Origin of the sequence: Pseudomonas cremoricolorata (genome assembly GCF_000759535.1) — a bacterium.
In the GTDB taxonomy this organism is placed as follows: domain Bacteria; phylum Pseudomonadota; class Gammaproteobacteria; order Pseudomonadales; family Pseudomonadaceae; genus Aquipseudomonas; species Aquipseudomonas cremoricolorata_A.
On record NZ_CP009455.1, the window covers coordinates 4,393,582 to 4,411,176 of the forward strand.

The 17,595-nt window shown below is 61.4% G+C and carries 12 protein-coding genes, 1 other RNA gene and 2 pseudogenes; 6 read left to right on the plus strand and 9 right to left on the minus strand.

Going from position 1 to position 17,595, the window contains the following annotated elements; all coding sequences use genetic code 11:
• Positions 1-17 precede the first annotated feature (17 nt).
• On the minus strand, positions 18-503 hold the full coding sequence (locus LK03_RS19800) for a DUF2938 domain-containing protein (protein WP_038414252.1): 486 nt from the start codon (positions 501-503) through the stop codon (positions 18-20).
• Positions 504-582: 79 nt separating this feature from the next.
• Here LK03_RS19800 and LK03_RS19805 point away from each other — a divergent pair, with 79 nt between their 5' ends.
• From LK03_RS19805 to LK03_RS22625, 3 genes and pseudogenes are all read left to right on the plus strand, one after another.
• Positions 583-1,014: a helix-turn-helix domain-containing protein gene (locus LK03_RS19805; protein ID WP_038414253.1), complete on the plus strand. Its 432-nt coding sequence runs from the start codon at positions 583-585 to the stop codon at positions 1,012-1,014.
• A 76-nt stretch (positions 1,015-1,090) separates the two neighbouring features.
• Positions 1,091-1,210, plus strand: coding sequence for a transposase (locus tag LK03_RS22620; RefSeq protein ID WP_240478628.1), 120 nt, complete (start codon positions 1,091-1,093; stop codon positions 1,208-1,210).
• A 58-nt stretch (positions 1,211-1,268) separates the two neighbouring features.
• Positions 1,269-1,598 (plus strand): annotated as a pseudogene (locus LK03_RS22625) (IS3 family transposase); the annotation flags it as partial.
• 133 nt (positions 1,599-1,731) lie between these two features.
• Here LK03_RS22625 and LK03_RS22255 read toward each other — a convergent pair.
• From LK03_RS22255 to LK03_RS22080, 3 genes are all read right to left on the minus strand, one after another.
• Entirely contained in the window at positions 1,732-2,154 is a 423-nt protein-coding gene (locus LK03_RS22255; protein ID WP_156109552.1) for a hypothetical protein, read from the minus strand.
• A 334-nt stretch (positions 2,155-2,488) separates the two neighbouring features.
• The gene (locus tag LK03_RS19820) at positions 2,489-3,472 is read right to left on the minus strand and encodes an IS5 family transposase (RefSeq protein WP_081951595.1); all 984 of its coding nucleotides are present in this window, start codon (positions 3,470-3,472) and stop codon (positions 2,489-2,491) included.
• 52 nt (positions 3,473-3,524) lie between these two features.
• Positions 3,525-4,436 (minus strand): FRG domain-containing protein, encoded by a 912-nt coding sequence (locus LK03_RS22080; protein WP_240478629.1) that lies wholly within the window; start codon positions 4,434-4,436, stop codon positions 3,525-3,527.
• A gap of 138 nt (positions 4,437-4,574) precedes the next feature.
• On the opposite strand from LK03_RS22080, the pseudogene LK03_RS19825 reads away from it, so the two are divergent.
• A pseudogene (locus LK03_RS19825) lies at positions 4,575-5,189 on the plus strand (helix-turn-helix domain-containing protein); the annotation flags it as partial.
• Positions 5,190-5,542: 353 nt separating this feature from the next.
• On the opposite strand, the gene ffs reads toward LK03_RS19825, so the two are convergent.
• The 5 genes from ffs to LK03_RS19845 form a co-directional block, all read right to left on the minus strand.
• Positions 5,543-5,639: signal recognition particle sRNA small type (gene ffs, locus LK03_RS22085), an RNA gene on the minus strand.
• 122 nt (positions 5,640-5,761) lie between these two features.
• Positions 5,762-8,116 (minus strand): NAD-dependent DNA ligase LigA, encoded by a 2,355-nt coding sequence (gene ligA / locus LK03_RS19830; protein WP_038414255.1) that lies wholly within the window; start codon positions 8,114-8,116, stop codon positions 5,762-5,764.
• A gap of 97 nt (positions 8,117-8,213) precedes the next feature.
• Positions 8,214-9,095: a cell division protein ZipA gene (gene zipA, locus LK03_RS19835; protein WP_038414256.1), complete on the minus strand. Its 882-nt coding sequence runs from the start codon at positions 9,093-9,095 to the stop codon at positions 8,214-8,216.
• Positions 9,096-9,301: 206 nt separating this feature from the next.
• Positions 9,302-12,790 carry a chromosome segregation protein SMC gene (smc, locus tag LK03_RS19840; protein ID WP_038414257.1) on the minus strand — a complete coding sequence of 1,163 codons (3,489 nt, stop codon included), beginning with the start codon at positions 12,788-12,790 and terminating at the stop codon, positions 9,302-9,304.
• A 3-nt stretch (positions 12,791-12,793) separates the two neighbouring features.
• A complete protein-coding gene (locus tag LK03_RS19845; RefSeq protein ID WP_038414258.1) occupies positions 12,794-13,453 on the minus strand; it encodes a GntR family transcriptional regulator in 660 nt (219 codons plus the stop codon).
• Positions 13,454-13,720: 267 nt separating this feature from the next.
• Here LK03_RS19845 and xdhA point away from each other — a divergent pair, with 267 nt between their 5' ends.
• On the plus strand, positions 13,721-15,172 hold the full coding sequence (gene xdhA / locus LK03_RS19850) for a xanthine dehydrogenase small subunit (protein ID WP_038414259.1): 1,452 nt from the start codon (positions 13,721-13,723) through the stop codon (positions 15,170-15,172).
• A complete protein-coding gene (gene xdhB / locus LK03_RS19855; RefSeq protein WP_049870571.1) occupies positions 15,165-17,579 on the plus strand; it encodes a xanthine dehydrogenase molybdopterin binding subunit in 2,415 nt (804 codons plus the stop codon). Before xdhA ends, xdhB begins: the two co-directional genes overlap by 8 nt.
• Positions 17,580-17,595: the final 16 nt, after the last annotated feature.

A 17,595-nucleotide genomic window follows, 5' to 3' on the forward strand; every position in this document is an offset into this window, starting at 1 on the left:
GCAGTTCACAGCGCCATTCACCCGCGTAATACCCACGCGGCCAGGAACAAGCCCACCCCAAACAACGAATGCGTCGCCACACTGCGCAGGCAATTGCGCAGCGGCGTGGCCGTGCGGCGGGCAAACAGCCCCGCCCCCAACGCTGGCTGCATCAGACACAGTGGCAGCAGCACCGTACAAACCCCGAACGCCAGCGCTGGCCACAGTGTAGGCGCCATCAGCCAGCCCTCCCCGGCCAGCAGCACGAACACCAGCGCGAACACCACACCCGCCAGGTAGTGAATCGACCATCCGACCAAACCCTCGTATGCCACCGGCGCCACAGTGGCAATCGAAGCATGCCGCCACACCCCCCGCCGCACATGCCCGACCCAGCGCCCGACCATGGCGTAATCGAGGGTGCGCACGCCCCGGCGTTTGAGCAGCCAGGTCCAGGCATCCATGAGCAAGGTGGCGCCGACACCGATCGGCAGGCTGGCGAACATGAGCGATAGGGTATTCATAAGCGTCTCCGACAATTGACCACAAGCAACCTGCCGCGCAGCATGCAAGTTGAAGTCAACTTCAAGTCAAGGACTGCCCATGGACATTGCCGACGTCGCCCGCCGCAGCGGCGTACCCGCCTCGACCCTGCGCTACTACGCCAACAAAGGCCTGATCACTGCGCTGTCTGCGCACGGCCAACGCCGCCAGTTCCCGGCCACCGTCATCGAACGCCTGGCATTGATCGCTCTAGGCCAGGCCGCTGGTTTCTCGCTGGACGAAATCGCCGCGATGCTCGCCGAACAGCAAGTCGACCGCGCCCTGCTGTCCACCAAGGCCGACGCCCTGGATGCCCGCATTCGCCAACTGCAAGCCATGAGCAAGGGCCTACGGCACGCGGCCCAGTGCCCCGAAGAGAATCATCTGGCGTGTTCGACGTTTCGGCGTTTGATGAAGGTTGCGGCGGTGAGTGAGCGTAAGAACAGGCGCACGCAAACGTACAAGCCGGGCAAGGGGTTGCCGGCTGGATGAAGATGCAATGGGGAGAATCGCCCCTGGTTTCGTAGACGCCTCGAACCCTCATGATGATGCCCAAACAGCAGGTGCCATGAGTCGTCAGCGTTACCCTGAAGAATTCAAGATCGAAGCGGTCAAGCAGGTGACCGAGAAAGGCAAGTCTGTCGCCGATGTTGCCCAGCGCCTAGTCATGTCCGTTCACAGCCTCTAGGCCTGGATCCAGCTGTATATCAAAACCCAAGAGCAGCGTCAGCAAGACGATGACCAGCAAGCCACAGCAGCAAGTGATGATTCACTCAGACCAAGGCAGTCAGTTCAGTAGCTCAGATTGGCAAAGCTTCCTGAAGGCCAACAATGTGATCAGCAGCGTGAGCCGACGGTGAAACGGCCACGACAATACTATAGCCGAGAGCTTTTTCCAGCTTTTGAAGCGGGAGCTAATCCGACGAAAGATCTACGCAACGCATAACGAAGCCCGAAGTTATATTTTCGATTACATCGAGATGTTCTATCACCCCAAACGTCGACATAGCAATGCTATGCAGATGTCTCCAGTAGAGTATGAGAAACGCTATTTTCTGAGTTTGAAGAGTGTTTAGGAAACCAGGGGTGATTCAATAGCCCTAGATCATTCGAAAGCGAGGTAGAGAGGAACGAACCCACAAAAACCTTGTCTTCATCCTCACCATCGAACGGTGCGAACTACCACCCCCTGCACGCGCAAGGAAATGGTCAGTAAGACGATGGGCGAATGTCCAACATTGGTTGGAATGCAATGCGGAATGTTTGGCTTTCACCAATCTGCACCCAAGTAGCCACCTCTCGTCTGTACCCACTATTTCCTGAGCAGTTTCCAGCACCTTTTGGGTCTGAGCCAACGCCAATCAAATGCCTGCCCGGCTTCAGGTAGAAACTGGCTTTTTCGTTGTTGTCGAGCCTTGCAGCAAGCACACCATCCACATATACGGCAAAAAAGCACTGGGCTGAAGGAATCGCGCTTTCTCTGAGCACTGTGACGCTCGCGTCTTTGCCGTGCTCTTCTGCCTTGAAGGCCAGCAGTCGATTGCTTGCAACTGGTGTCGCCTCTCCTAAAGTGGGCGGTGCGGCACAACCACCCAGCATGACAGTAGTGGCAGCGGCAATAAGTATGCGCATGAGTCCCTTCCTTGCTTGAGTAAAGGCACAAAGCTATCACTGCAACATCCCAATGCCAAGCAGTTTCTAGTGTGGCCAGTGAAGCAGATACTGAACACACAAATACCATCTGAAAGACTATGTGCCCGCGAGAGTGGGCAATTACTCGTTCCCATGGTACTCATTGTAGTAGGCTGGCGTTGGCCTTATCCCAACCTCTAGATTCGCCCAGTCTCTAAGGAAACTCCGAACAAGTTGCTCATCAGCCGGAAGTGAGCGGTTGAGGGATGCCGAAAAGCCCGATTTTCAGTCGCTGATTATTGGAAAACCAAGGCATAGCCTTGGTTTTCTGCCCTCACGGGCGCATCTCTCCCGTAGCCGGCAATAATTGCCGGCGCACCATCCACAGATTCGACAGGGCAAACAGCGTGGTCAGTTGCGCCGTGTTCTTGGCCAAGCCACGGAAGCGGGTTTTCACATAGCCGAACTGACGCTTGATCACACGAAATGGATGTTCGACTTTCGCTCGCGTCTGCGCTTTGAGCTTCTCGATCTTGCGTCTGGCTTTGTAGAGCACGCTGCGTTTGCTCAAGTGCTTGTAGGTACTGCGGCGGGCTGCGACCTGCCAGATCACCGGCCGCCCTTCATGCTCCGGTCGCTTCTCCACGCCGGTATAACCCGCATCGGCACAGATAACATTTTCGTCGCCATGCAACAGGTGAGCGACCTCCGTTACATCGGCCACATTCGCCGCTGTACCGTGGACGTGGTGCACCAGGCCCGACTCAGCATCGGCACCGATATGCGCCTTCATGCCGAAGAAATACTGATTACCTTTCTTCGTCTGATGCATTTCAGGATCGCGCTTGCCATCCTTGTTCTTGGTCGAAGTGGGTGCGTGGATGATGGTCGCGTCGACAATGGTGCCCTGGCGCAACGACAAGCCTTTGTCTCGCAGGTAATTGTTGATGGTTTCCAGAATGCCCGCCGCCAACTGATGCTTTTCCAGCAGGTGTCGGAAATTCATGATCGTCGTGTCTTCGGGGATCGGAGCGCTGAGCGTCAGACGAGCAAACTGGCGCATCGAAGTGATCTCGTACAGCGCCTCTTCCATGGCTGGATCGCTCAACGAGAACCAGTTCTGCAGCAGGTGAATACGCAGCATGGTGTCTAGTGGATACGGCTTGCGGCCACCGCCAGCCTTCGGGTAATGCGGCTCGATCAACGCCACCAAACCGCTCCACGGCACCACCTGCTCCATCTCAGCCAGGAAACGCTCGCGACGGGTTTGCTTGCGCTTACCGGCGTACTCGAAATCGGAAAAGCTCATCTGACTCATGGGATGGCGGGCTTGTAGAAGGCAGTTGGACGAGGGGCTATTTCAGCACAGGTCAGATGGCCTGTGCTGACTTGATCGGAGAATCCCTAACGCTTTTGGCTACACCATGATATCCAGGGAATAGTGTTGATGCTTCAATCCCAAGTTTTGAGCAAAGCTCAAGCAGCTTGTGGGCTTCTGTGACAGGTAGTGTCATTTTGAACAGGGTGTCCACTCCTCCACTTTCACCATAAATTTCATCCACCTCTTCAAGCGCTTCTGGTTGATAGGGGTCGTAAAATCTGGAGCCTTTGACTTTGTGAGTGGTGAACAAACCTGATTGTGCTGCTTGGTTACCGCTCGTTCCGCCCGGGGTTCTAATAATCGAAACCGATTGCCAGTCTTTAGAGTGACGCGTGTTAAGTGCCCATATCGCAATTCTGTCAAAATGACTATTCACTTCGAAATTAGCTGACGATGCGGCGAAGTAACATGCAACCAAGCTCCTTTCCGTCCAATCAAGCAGGCGGGTAGGCACATCGTAATGCTGGGCTACAGCCATGATTTCATGCATGTCGTCCTGCGGCCATGGTATGGCAGCACTCAAAAACATGTCGCGATCGCGGGCAAGGCGTCGCTTGATTTCCTTTGTGTAGCCCGGTACAGCCAGCCCTGATCTATCGCAGCCTTCAAGGAATCGACTGAGTACCTCCAATTCGTAGTGGACCTGCCTCCCAACGGTATCTGAAAAGATCTTTCTTGGAGACCCATTAGCAAACGATCCTGGGCCACGGCGACATACTGCTGGAGTAAGTTTGAATTGATCGCTGGCCTGCCCTCGGAATATGTGTGCACCGTCATCCCAAAAAGAGTTCAATGGAGAAAGGTGCTCCAGCAGGTCACGCGCTGTAGTGAAATGCATTTCTACCGGGCTGCCCATCATATTCGCTCGCTTGTAGTCGGAGCGAGAGAGTCTAATGGTCATACGATATCGTTATCAATTAGCTCGCGCATGGTAGTCATGTATCTGCCCGTGGCACCTGTACGGACCGGACACATGGTGGACAGGTGTGCGGAGACATGGTTGACACTTTCGGCACTCACATTGCCGGGAAATTCGACCATGCCTTGGAACACGAGAGACACCATGAGCCTGAGAGAAGAGTTCATTGCCCTGGCGCGCCATCCCAGCGCCAACATCAGAGCGTTATGCCGCAACTACGGCATCACCCCGCAAACCGGGTACAAGTGGCTAAGGCGCATTGCGCAGGAGGGCGAGACGGGTTTGAAGGAGAAGTCTCGCAAGACTGCCAGCAGCCCAAAGCAAACGCACCCAGCTCTTGAAGCAGAGGTCGTTATGTTGCGCAAAGCCCATCCGGGATGGGGCGGTCACAAGATCAGTTACATGCTGGACCAGCGTATCTCGCCCAGTACGGTTACCAGCGTCCTGCATCGGCACGGGCTGATATCACCGCAAGCCAGCACCGCAGCCACCCACTGGAAACGCTTCGAACACGCTGCGCCCAACGATCTCTGGCAGATGGATTTCAAAGGGCACTTCCAGACAGGTCAGGGAACCTGCCACCCGTTGACAGTGATATATGACCATTCGCGCTTCAACTTGGCGATTCAAGCCTGCGCTCATCAGCGCGCACCGCTGGTTCAAGAGCATCTGACAGAAGTGTTCAGCCGCTATGGCATGACGTTCCGGATCAATGTTGACAATGGCGCACCCTGGCCCTACGAGAGTCAGTTCCGCTTCAAGAAACAGTCATTCCGTATTGCCAAGTCATTGGCGGGTCACATCGTGGCTTTACGGCCGAGCACGAAAGGCGCTGATCACTTCGACGTGTTCTTCTGCCATCACAAACTGAGAACGATTGATTTCACCAAACCCGACGGCAGACGATAATGCGTCAACCATGTCCCCGCACACGTGTCAGCGATGTTTCCGGTCCGTACAGAACCCAAAAGGATGGACGATAGAATGAAGCCACGGCACACCACTCAGGTGTACTACAGCACTGGTCCGCTTCGAGATTTTGAGAGAGAAAAGCCCTTTAGAATTAAGGACTTGTAGAATGGAGGCAGCCCCACCAGCCACACCCCGGCACACGATGTTCCCGCTATGGCTGCTTCCTTCCGGATCTGACCAGGTTAACGGGTAATCATTGCGGGGGGACCGGTGGGGCCACCACTACGCGGTTCGCCATGTGACGAACCGCGCCATTGTACCGCTCTGAGGCGAAGTTACAACCTCTGTCTTAAGAAAAAACCATCATTTCTCAATGACTTGTCTGCGCAGCCGGGTCAGAGGGTGATGCTGTGCTCGCCAAGGAAGGTGATGAAGGCGTCTTCATCGAGCACCTTCAGGCCCAGTTCATTGGCCTTGGTCAGCTTGGAGCCGGCGCCGGGGCCGGCGACCACGCAGTGGGTCTTGCTCGATACCGAGCCTGCGACCTTGGCGCCAAGCCCTTCGAGATGATCCTTGGCGATGTCGCGGCTCATGCGCTCGAGGCTGCCGGTCAGCACCCACGTCTGGCCGGCCAGTGGCAGGCCTGCGGCGGTCTTTTTCTCGCTGCTCCAGTGCATGCCGAAGTCCAGCAGTTGGGCCTCGATGGCGCGCGCCAGTTGCTGGTGCTCGGGGTCCTTGAAGAATTCCCGTACCGCCTCGGCGGGTTTGGCTGACAGGGCCTGGCGCAAATCGATGCCGTCGGCGGCGATGATGGCGTCGAGGGAGCCGAGCTTGGCGACCAGCTTTTCCGCCCCGGTGGGGCCGACCGAGGCGATGTCGAGCTTAGCGATCAGCCCGGCGAGCGTGGTGCTGGCAGCGAACTCGGCCGCCAGCTCGCCTTCGTCCTGCAACTGCATACCACTGGCGAGCAACTGTTCAATGACCTGCTGGTTGTGCGGGTCCTGGAAGAAGTTGTGGATTTCGTGGGCCACTTCCAGGCCGATGTCCGGCAGGTAGGTGAGCACCTGCGGCAGCGCCGCCTGCACCCGCGCCAGACTCCCAAGCGAGCGGGCCAGCACCTTGGCGGTTTCCTCGCCGACATCGGGAATGCCCAGGGCATAGATGAAGCGCGCCAGGGTCGGCTTCTGGCTGGCCTTGATCGCCTCGAGCAGCTTATTGCTCGAGACCTCGGCAAAGCCTTCCAGCGCCACTACCTGGTCGAAGGTCAACTGATAGAGGTCGGCCGGGGAACGAATCAGCCCTTCGTCAACCAACTGCTCGACGCTCTTCTCGCCGATGCCGTCGATGTCCATGGCCCGCCGCGACACATAGTGGATGATCGCCTGCTTGAGCTGCGCCGCGCAGCTCAGCCGGCCGACGCAGCGGTACACCGCGCCTTCGCTGATGGTCGTCCTGCCCTTGCTGCGCTTGACCAGTTGAGTGCGCTCGACGTGGGAACCGCACACCGGGCACTGGTGGGGAATCTGCACCGCGCGAGCGTCGTCCGGGCGGCGTTCGAGCACCACCTGCATGACTTGCGGGATGACATCACCGGCACGGCGGATGATTACCGTGTCGCCGATGTGCACATCCAGGCGGGCGATTTCATCCATGTTGTGCAAGGTGGCGTTGGACACCGTGACCCCTGCCACTTTGACCGGGCGCAGGCGCGCTACCGGCGTGACCGCGCCAGTGCGGCCCACCTGGAACTCGACGTCGAGCACTTCGGTGAGCTCTTCGAGCGCCGGAAACTTGTGGGCGATGGCCCAGCGCGGTTCGCGGGCACGAAAGCCCAGTTCGCGCTGCGAGGCCAGGCTGTTGACCTTGAACACCACGCCATCGATTTCGTAGGCCAGCGCATTGCGTCGCTCACCGATGTCGCGGTAGTAGGCCAGGCACTCTTCGACGCCGGCGGCGTGCCTGAGCTCGCGACTGATCGGCAGGCCCCAGGCCTTGAGCTGCTGCAGGGTGTCGATATGGCTAAGGGCGATGGGCTTGGAGATCTGACCGACGCCGTAGCAGCAGAACTCCAGCGGGCGGCTGGCGGTGATCTTCGAGTCGAGCTGGCGCAGGCTGCCGGCGGCAGCGTTGCGCGGGTTGGCGAAGGTCTTGCCGCCGACTTCGGCCTGGGCGGCGTTGAGGCGCTCGAAGCCAGCCTTGCTGATGAACACCTCGCCACGCACTTCCAGCACCTGCGGCCAGCCGCGGCCATGCAGCTTGAGCGGCACGTTGCGGATGGTGCGCACGTTGCTGCTGATGTCTTCGCCGGTACTGCCGTCGCCGCGGGTGGCGCCTTGCACCAGCTGGCCGTCGCGGTAGAGCAGGCTGACCGCCAAGCCATCGAGCTTGGGCTCACAGCTGTAATCCACTGATGCGCCCTCGCCGAGCAGGTCGGCGCTGGGCAGGTCGAGGCCTTCGGTGACGCGGCGACCGAACTCACGCAGGTCGGCCTCTTCGAAGGCGTTGCCCAGACTGAGCATGGGCACCTCGTGGCGGATCTGCTGAAACGCCGCCAAGGCCGCGCCGCCGACCCGCTGGGTCGGCGAATCCGGGGTAACCAAGTGCGGATGCTCGGCCTCGAGCGCCTTCAGTTCGTTGAACAGACGGTCGTATTCGGCGTCGGGCACGCTCGGCTCGTCGAGCACGTAGTAGCTGTAGTTGTGCTTATCCAGATCGGTGCGCAGCTTGGAAATACGTTCTTCGGCGGTCATCTTCGGTGTTCTCTGCAAAGCAAAAGAGCAGCCAGGGGGCTGCTCTCAGGTTCGATCATCGCGAGCAGATCGAGGGACGATCTGCTCGGTGGGTGCATCAGCGTTTCTGGGTCAGGGCGCGGCGTTCGAATTCGACGATGCGCTGACGGTAGTGCTCGATTGTTTGCGCGGTGAGCACGCTGCGCTGGTCATCTTTCAGTTCGCCATCCAGCTCGTGGGCCAGCTTGCGGGCAGCGGCGACCATCACGTCGAACGCCTGTTTAGGATGACGAGGACCGGGCAAGCCGAGGAAGAAGCTCACGGCACGGGTGCTGAAATGGTCGATGTCGTCCAGATCGAAAATACCCGGCTTGACCGCATTGGCCATGGAGAACAGCACTTCACCGTGACCGGCCATGCTCTCGTGGCGGTGGAAGATGTCCATGTCGCCGAAGCGCAGGCCACTTTCGAGGATGTTCTGCAACAGCGCTGGGCCTTTGAAACCACCTGGGTCGCGGGAAATGACGCTGATCACCAGCACTTCATCCACCGGGGGCAGATCCTTGGCCGGGCTGGCCGCCGCAGCGAAGCCGTTGCTTGCGGTGTGCGCGTCATTGAAATCATCATCGGTGGCGGCGAACAGTTCCGGCTCGCGCGCTTCGCGCGGCTCGGCGGCCAGCGGCGCATCGCTCGATTGCGGCTCGGCGCGTTTGGCGCGCTTGGCCGGCTTGGCCGGCTTGATGTCACGGTCGCGTCCCGAGGCGCTCATCGACGGCAGGTCGGTTTCGTCCAGTTCAGGTTCCTTGTGGGTGTCGAGCACCCGCGGCGGGCCGAGCACTTCAGCGCTGCCCTCATCGTCCTGGACGTTGGAATAGTTGCGGTCCAGACGGAATTTCAAACGGCCTTTGCCGCCGCGCATGCGCCGCCAACCGTCGAAAAGAATGCCGGCAATGACAATGATGCCGATCAGGATCAGCCACTCGCGCAGACCGATTTCCATGTAATTCCCGTGCCTCTGTAAAAAATGTGCTGAAAAACAAAGGGTTCAAAAGCCCTTTAACACGTAGCGGCAAGCCTATGTTCTGCCAAGGCTTTTACTGCGTGTAAAACGAGTGACATAAAACTAGCACGACCTTGGCAAACTTTACACCGTCTGTCGGCCTTGTCAGGAAATTCCCCTACAGGACAGGCTCCATTTTCCCCACATTAGCCGTCGACCATTGCCATCGCCGCCTCCACATCCACGGCGACCAGCCTGGAACAGCCCGGTTCATGCATGGTGACGCCCATCAACTGGTCGGCCATTTCCATGGCGATCTTGTTGTGGGTGATGTAGATGAATTGCACGGTTTCGCTCATTTCCTTGACCAGCCTGGCATAGCGTCCCACGTTGGCGTCGTCGAGCGGTGCATCGACCTCGTCGAGCATGCAGAACGGCGCCGGATTGAGCTTGAAGATGGCAAATACCAAGGCCAGTGCGGTCAAGGCTTTCTCCCCGCCCGACAGCAAATGAATGGTGCTGTTTTTCTTGCCGGGCGGACGGGCCATGATCGTCACCCCTGTATCGAGTAAATCTTCGCCCGTCAGTTCCAGATAAGCGCTGCCACCACCGAAAACTTTTGGAAAAAGCGCCTGCAAACCTGCATTTATCTGATCAAAGGTATCCTTGAAGCGATTGCGCGTTTCCTTGTCGATCTTGCGAATGACGTTTTCCAGCGTGTCCAGGGCTTCGACCAGGTCAGCGTCCTGGGCATCGAGGTAGCGCTTGCGCTCGGACTGCTGCTGGTATTCCTCGATGGCCGCCAGGTTGATCGCACCCAGACGCTGGATGCGCCCTTCGATCTGCTCGATGGCCTGCTCGGTGAGTGCTTCGGTGGCGTCGTCTTCGAGGGTGGCAAGCACGCCGTGCAGGTCGTAGCCATCGGCGAGCAACTGTTCCTGCAGGGTCTTGCGTCGTACATCCAGGCCTTGGCTTTCCAGACGCAATTGCTCGAGCTGGCCGCGCAGCAGTTGCGCCTGTTGCTCGGCCTGGGTACGGCGTTTTTCCACCTCACGCAGTTCGCGGTCGGCGTCTTCCATGTGCAGGCGTGCCTGACGCATTTCCTCGTCCACGCCCATGCGCCGTTCGAGCAGCTCTTCCAGACGCATGCTCAGCTCTTCCAGCGGCGCGGCACCCTCCTCCAGGTTCAGGCTCAGTTGTTCCTGACGCTCGATCAGCCGCTGCGATTGCTGGGTCAGGCGCTCGAGCGCCTGGCGGGTGGACTCGTGTTGCGCGCGCAGCGAGCCGAGGCGCACCGCCAGCTGATGGGCGTGATCCTTGTGCTGGCGAGCCTCCTGACGGATGCGGTCGAGGCGCTCGCGCAGGCCGTCGCGGCGCGCCAGCAACTGCTCGCGCTGTTCGGTGTCGTCGGCCATGACCTCCAACGCTTCTTGCAACAGCAGGCGCGCTTCGCCGAGGGCTTCGAGCTCCAGTTCACGCTGTTGCTCCAGCTCGCTCAGTTCGTGCTGCAGGCGCTGGCGGCGCAGCTCGAGTTGCTCGGCGCGGGCGCAACTGGCCGACAGGCGCGCCTTGAGTTCGCCCAGTTGGCGGTTTTCATCCTGGCCGCGGCGGCGCAGCTGCTCGCGCTGGGCTTCGTGTTCGCGCAGTTGCTCATCCAGGCCAGCCAGTTGCTGCTCAGCCTGCTCCAGCGCGCTGCTGTGCTGCTGGCGCTCGGCATCGAGCTGTTCGATTTCCTGCGCCCGCGCCAGCATGCCGCCCTGGGCATCGGCGCCGCGGCTGACCCGCAGGTAATGCTTGCCAACCCAATAGCCATCACGGCTGATCAGGCTCTGTCCACTGGCCAAGGTGCTGCGCAGCGCCAGGGCCTGCTCAAGGGTGTCCACCGGCCTGACCTGGGCCAGCCACGGCGCCAGATCGGTGCGCCCGCTGACCTTGTCCAGAAGGCTGCCGGGGGTGGCGGCTGACCCGCTGGTGGCGAGCAGCAGGCATAGCTCACCGCTTTCCAGCAGGCTTGGGTCGAGCCCGGCAAAATCATCCACCAGCACCGCGTGCAGGTCGGCGCCGAGCACGGTTTCGACCGCCAGCTCCCAACCGGCTTCCACGCGCAGCCCTTCAGCGAGGCGTGGCGCCGCGTGCAGGCCATGCTGGCGCAACCAGTCACTGGCCCCGGCGCTGGGCTCCAGGGCTGCCTGCTGCAACGCTTCAAGCGAGGCCAGGCGCCCGCCCAGGCGTTGCAATTCACCCTGGCGGGTCTGCTGCTCGGCGGTGCCCTGGCGCACCTGCTCGCGCAGGCTGTCGAGGCGTTCGACCACCTGCTGCTCGGCCATTTGCAGCTCTTCGAGCAGCATCTCGCCGCTGGCCACTTGCTCGGTCATGTCCAGAATGAGCGCGTCTTCTGGATCAGCACTAAGCTGGTCACGCTCGTCTGCAAGCTTGCGCTGGCGTTCGAGCAGGCGCTCAAGGCCGGTTTCCAGTTGCTGCAGGCGGGCCTGCTGGACCTCGGCCTGACGCCGCGGCTCGGCAGAGCGGGTGTTGAAGGTGTCCCACTGCTCTTGCCAGCCCTGCATGCCCAGTTCGGCCTCCTCGAGCTCGGCGGCGGCCTCTTCAGCGGCTTCCAGGCTCATGGCCTGCTCGGGTTCGAGCATCTCCAGCTCTTCACCCAGGGTCGCCAGCAGAGTCTGGTCGTGGCCCAGATGCGACTCGGTTTCCTGGCGGCTGCGCTCGGCTTCGCGCAGGTCATCCTGCAACTGGCGCAGACGTTGCTGGCCGTGCTGGATGCTCTGTTCGACCCGGGCGATGTCACCGGCCACGGAATAGAAACGCGCCTGCACCTGATTGAAACGTTCCGACAGCTCGTGATGGCCATCGCGCAAGCGCTCGATACCGGCATCGGCGTTGCGCTGCTCGGCCACCAGGGCCTCGAAGGCGATTTCCTGGTCGGCGATCACCGCTTCACGCTGACCCACGCGCTGATCGAGGTCGCGCCAGCGCAGCGCTGCCAGGCGCGCCTTGAGCTGGCGTTCCTGTTCTTTGTATTCGCGGTATTTCTCGGCCGCCTGGGCCTGGCGATGCAGGCGTTCGAGCTGGCGCTCGAGCTCTTCGCGCAGGTCGGTCAGGCGGGCGAGGTTTTCCTGGGTGCGGCGGATGCGGCTTTCGGTTTCGCGGCGGCGCTCCTTGTACTTGGAGATACCCGCCGCTTCTTCGATGAAGTTGCGCAGTTCTTCGGGCTTGGCTTCGATCAGCTTGGAGATCATGCCCTGCTCGATGATCGAATAGCTGCGCGGGCCAAGGCCGGTGCCGAGGAAGATGTCGGTGATGTCGCGGCGACGGCACTTGGTGCCGTTGAGGTAGTAAGTGTTCTGCGCCTCGCGGGTGACCTTGCGGCGGATGGAGATTTCCGCGTAGGCGGCGTACTCACCGACCAGGGTGTTGTCGCTGTTGTCGAACACCAGCTCGATACTGGCCTGGCTGACCGGCTTGCGGCTGGTCGAGCCGTTGAAGATCACGTCGGTCATCGACTCGCCACGCAGGTTCTTTGCCGAACTTTCGCCCATCACCCAGCGCACGGCGTCGATGATGTTCGACTTGCCGCAGCCATTGGGCCCGACCACGGCAGCCATGTTGCTCGGGAAGTTGACGGTGGTGGGGTCGACGAAGGACTTGAACCCGGCCAGGCGGATACATTTCAGACGCATCGATCAACCCTTCGCCAGCGCCGCCAGGACCAGTTCGCAGCTGCGCTGGCAGTAGGCGGTGAGCACCTCGCGGATGCGCGGCAGGTCACGCGCCAGCACCGCTTCGAGCAGGCGTGCGAACAGTTCCAGGTAGTCGATCATGCTGGCCTTGCGCTGGTCGAGGGCCAGGTAATAGGCGCGGCTCATGGCCGGTTGCAGGTTCTCGACAGTTTCCCGCAGGTACGGGTTGTCGGCGAACGGATAGGCGGCGCGCATCACCGCGAAGCTTTCGGCGACGAAGGTCTTGATGTCCTGGCGGTCGTGGGCCTGTTGCAGGCGCTGCTGGATGGCCAGAAACGGCAGCAGGTCGGCCTCGGTGGCCCATTTGCGTGCCACTTCATTGCCCAGCAGGATGTACAACTCGCCCATCAAGGTGCACAGGCTGCGCACGCTGCGCTCGTCCAGGCGCGTCACGTGAGCGCCGCGCCTGGCCAGGATGGTCACCAGATGGCGGCGTTCGAGAATCAGCAATGCTTCGCGAACCGAACCGCGGCTGACGTTCAGCGCCTGGGTGACCTTCTGCTCCTGAATACGCTCGCCAGGGGCGAGTTCGCCGCGAATGATGCGCTCGGCCAGGTGATGGGCGATCTGCTCGGAGAGACTGTCCGGCGCCTTGAACGTCATGGGTGTCCTTGGGAAGCGGTGAGCGGGCAAAGGCGCGATTGTAGCGCACTTGCCCCGGCGTGGCGCAGCGGGGCAAGGCGCTTTGTGTGACTTTGCGGTCAGACGCGGGATTGGGCGCGAACTATGCTTGCAGCATTGATGAATGAACGCGTGGGACGACCTTGCGGCTGATTTCCTGACTTTAAGGTCAGAAAAATATTGACCACCCAATCAGCCCTGCATAGAGTCGGCCCTACAACAACAAAAACCCACAGCGAGGCCACCTCCGTGATCCAGTTTCTCGTCAACCAGACGCTGCGCAGCGAGCAGGCACTGGACCCGAACATGACCGTGCTCAACTACCTGCGCCAGCACCTGGGCAAGACCGGCACCAAGGAAGGCTGCGCCAGCGGCGACTGCGGCGCCTGCACGGTGGTGGTCGGCGAACTGATCGACGACGGCGACGGCCAGCGCCTGCGCTACCGCAGCCTCAACAGTTGCCTGACCTTCGTCGCCGCGCTGCACGGCAAGCAGTTGATCAGCGTCGAAGACCTCAAGCACCAGGGCCAACTGCACAGCGTGCAGCAGGCCATGGCCGACTGCCACGGCTCGCAGTGCGGCTTTTGCACCCCTGGCTTCGTCATGTCGCTGTTCGCCCTGCAAAAGAACAGCGATGCTGCCGACACGCACCAGGCGCACCAGGCCCTGGCCGGCAACCTGTGCCGCTGCACCGGCTACCGACCCATCCTCGACGCTGCGGCGCAGTGCTGCAGCGGAGCCAATTCCGACCAGTTCGACGCCCGCCAGCAACAGACCATCGCCCAGCTCAAGGCCATCGCCCCGCAAGGCAGCGCCGAGCTGGCCAGTGCCGATAAACGCTGCCTGCTGCCGACCACGCTCAACGACCTGGCCGAGCAGTACAGCGCCCTGCCCGATGCCCGACTGCTGGCAGGCGGCACCGACCTGGCGCTGGAAGTCACGCAGATGCACAAGACACTGCCAGTGATGATCTACCTGGGTGGGGTGGCCGAACTCAGCGGCATCGAGCAGCGCGACGGCTACCTGTACATCGGCGCCGCCACTGCACTGAGCGACTGCCATACGGCGCTCGCCGCGCATTACCCGGACTTCGGCGCCTTGCTGCAACGCTTCGCCTCACTGCAGATCCGCAACCAGGGCACCCTGGGTGGCAACATTGGCAACGCCTCGCCCATCGGCGACTCCCCGCCGCTGTTGATTGCACTGGGCAGCGAGTTGCTCCTGCGCCAAGGTCAACGCCAGCGCCGCCTGGCCCTTGAGGACTACTTCATCGACTACCGGGTAACGGCCCGCGAACCTGGCGAATTCATCGAGCAGATCATCGTGCCGTGCGCCAGCGACGCCTGGACGTTCCGCGCCTATAAGGTCTCCAAACGCCTGGACGATGACATTTCGGCGGTCTGCGGCGCCTTCAATCTGAAACTGCACCAGGGCATCGTCGAAGACCTGCGCCTGGCCTTCGGCGGCATGGCAGCGATTCCCAAGCGCGCGCGTGCCTGTGAAGCGGCGCTGCGCGGCCAACCCTGGACCCAGGCCAGCATCGAGCGCGCCTGCCAGGCCCTGGCCGACGACTTCACCCCGCTGTCGGATTTTCGCGCCAGCCAGGCCTACCGCCTGCTGACCGCACAGAACCTGCTGCGCAAGTGCTTCATCGAGCTGCAATCGCCGCACATCGCCACCCGGGTGACCGCTTATGTCTGACCATCACGTCAAGAGCCAGGCCGAAATGGCCGAACTGTTCCGCCAGGACCTGCGCACCGGCGTCGGCCGCAGCGTCAAGCATGACAGCGCCGACAAGCATGTCAGCGGCGAAGCGATCTACATCGACGACCGCCTGGAATTCCCCAACCAGTTGCACGTCTATGCGCGCACCTCCGACCGCGCCCATGCACGCATTCTGCGCATCGATACCGCGCCGTGCCTGGCCATCGAGGGTGTGCGCATCGTCATCACCCATCAAGACATTCCTGGTTTGAAGGACATCGGCCCGGTGGTGGCCGGCGATCCGCTGCTGGCCATCGACACCGTGGAATATGTCGGCCAACCGGTGCTGGCCGTCGCCGCCTGCGACCTGGACACCGCTCGCCGGGCCGCCATGGCCGCGATCATCGAGTATGAAGACCTCGAGCCAGTGCTGGATGTGGTGCAGGCGCTGCACGAAAAACACTTCGTGCTCGACAGCCACACCCATCAGCGTGGCGATGCGGCCGCAGCCCTTGCCAGCGCGCCGCATCGCCTGCAAGGCAGCCTGCACATCGGCGGCCAGGAGCATTTCTACCTCGAGACCCAGGTGTCGTCGGTGATGCCCAGTGAAGATGGCGGGATGATCGTCTACTGCTCGACGCAGAACCCCACCGAGGTGCAGAAACTGGTGGCCGAGGTGCTCGGCATCGCCATGAATCGCGTGGTCATCGACATGCGCCGCATGGGCGGGGGCTTCGGCGGCAAGGAAACCCAGGCGGCCAGCCCCGCATGCCTGTGCGCGGTGATCGCCCACCTCACCGGCCAGCCGACCAAGATGCGCCTGCCGCGGGTCGAAGACATGAGCATGACCGGCAAGCGCCACCCGTTCTACGTGGAGTACGACGTCGGCTTCGAAGATGATGGCCGCCTGCACGGCATTCACCTGGAACTGGCCGGCAACTGCGGCTATTCACCGGACCTTTCGGGTTCGATCGTCGACCGCGCCATGTTCCACGCCGACAACGCCTACTACTTGGGCGATGCCACCATCAACGGTCACCGCTGCAAGACCAACACCGCCTCCAACACCGCCTACCGCGGTTTTGGCGGCCCGCAGGGGATGGTCGCCATCGAACAGGTGATGGACCACATCGCCCGCCACCTGGGGCTCGACCCACTGGCCGTGCGCAAGGCCAACTACTACGGCCAGCACGAGCGCAACGTCACCCACTACTACCAGACCGTCGAGCACAACCTGCTCGAAGAAATCACCGCGGAACTTGAAGCCAGTAGCGACTACATTGAGCGCCGCGCCGCCATCGCCCGCTTCAACGCCGCCAGCCCGGTGCTGAAAAAAGGCTTGGCGCTGACACCGGTGAAGTTCGGGATCTCCTTCACCGCCACCTTCCTCAACCAGGCCGGCGCGCTGATTCACATCTATACCGACGGCAGCATCCACCTCAACCACGGCGGCACCGAGATGGGCCAGGGCCTGAACACCAAGGTGGCGCAGGTGGTGGCCGAGGTGTTCCAGGTCGACATCAGCCGTATCCAGATCACCGCCACCAACACCGATAAAGTCCCCAACACCTCCCCCACCGCGGCCTCCAGCGGCGCCGACCTCAACGGCAAGGCTGCGCAGAACGCCGCGCAGATCCTCAAGCAACGCCTGGTGGAGTTCGCCGCCCGGCATTTTCAGGTCAGCGAAGAAGACATCGAGTTCCGCAACGGCCACATCCGCGCACGTGAGCAACTGCTGAGCTTCGAGCAACTGGTTCAACTGGCGTACTTCGCCCAGGTGTCGCTGTCGAGCACCGGCTTCTACCGCACGCCGAAAATCTTCTACGACCGCAGCCAGGCGCGCGGCCGGCCGTTCTACTACTACGCCTTCGGCGCCGCGTGCGTGGAAGTGCTGATCGACACCCTGACCGGGGAATACAAGCTGCTGCGCGCCGACCTGCTGCATGACGTCGGCGACTCGTTGAACCCGGCCATCGACATCGGCCAGGTCGAGGGCGGTTTCATCCAGGGGGTGGGCTGGCTGACCTGCGAAGAGCTGGTGTGGAACGCCAAGGGCAAGCTGGTGACCAACGGCCCGGCCAGCTACAAGATTCCCGCCGTGGCAGACATGCCGCAAGATTTGCGCGTCAAGCTGGTGGAAAAACGCAAGAACCCGGAAGACACGGTGTTCCATTCCAAGGCCGTGGGCGAGCCACCGTTCATGCTCGGTATCGCCGCCTGGTGCGCGCTCAAGGACGCCGTGGCGAGTCTGGCCGATTATCGCCTGCAACCGCAGATCGACGCACCCGCCACCCCGGAACGGGTGCTGTGGGGCTGCGAGCAGATGCGCCAGGCCCTGGCAGCGACGGATACCTGCCCGGCGCCAACGGCCGTCGCGGCGCCGCACACCCCGGTCAACAGTTGATGGCTCATTTGGCCGG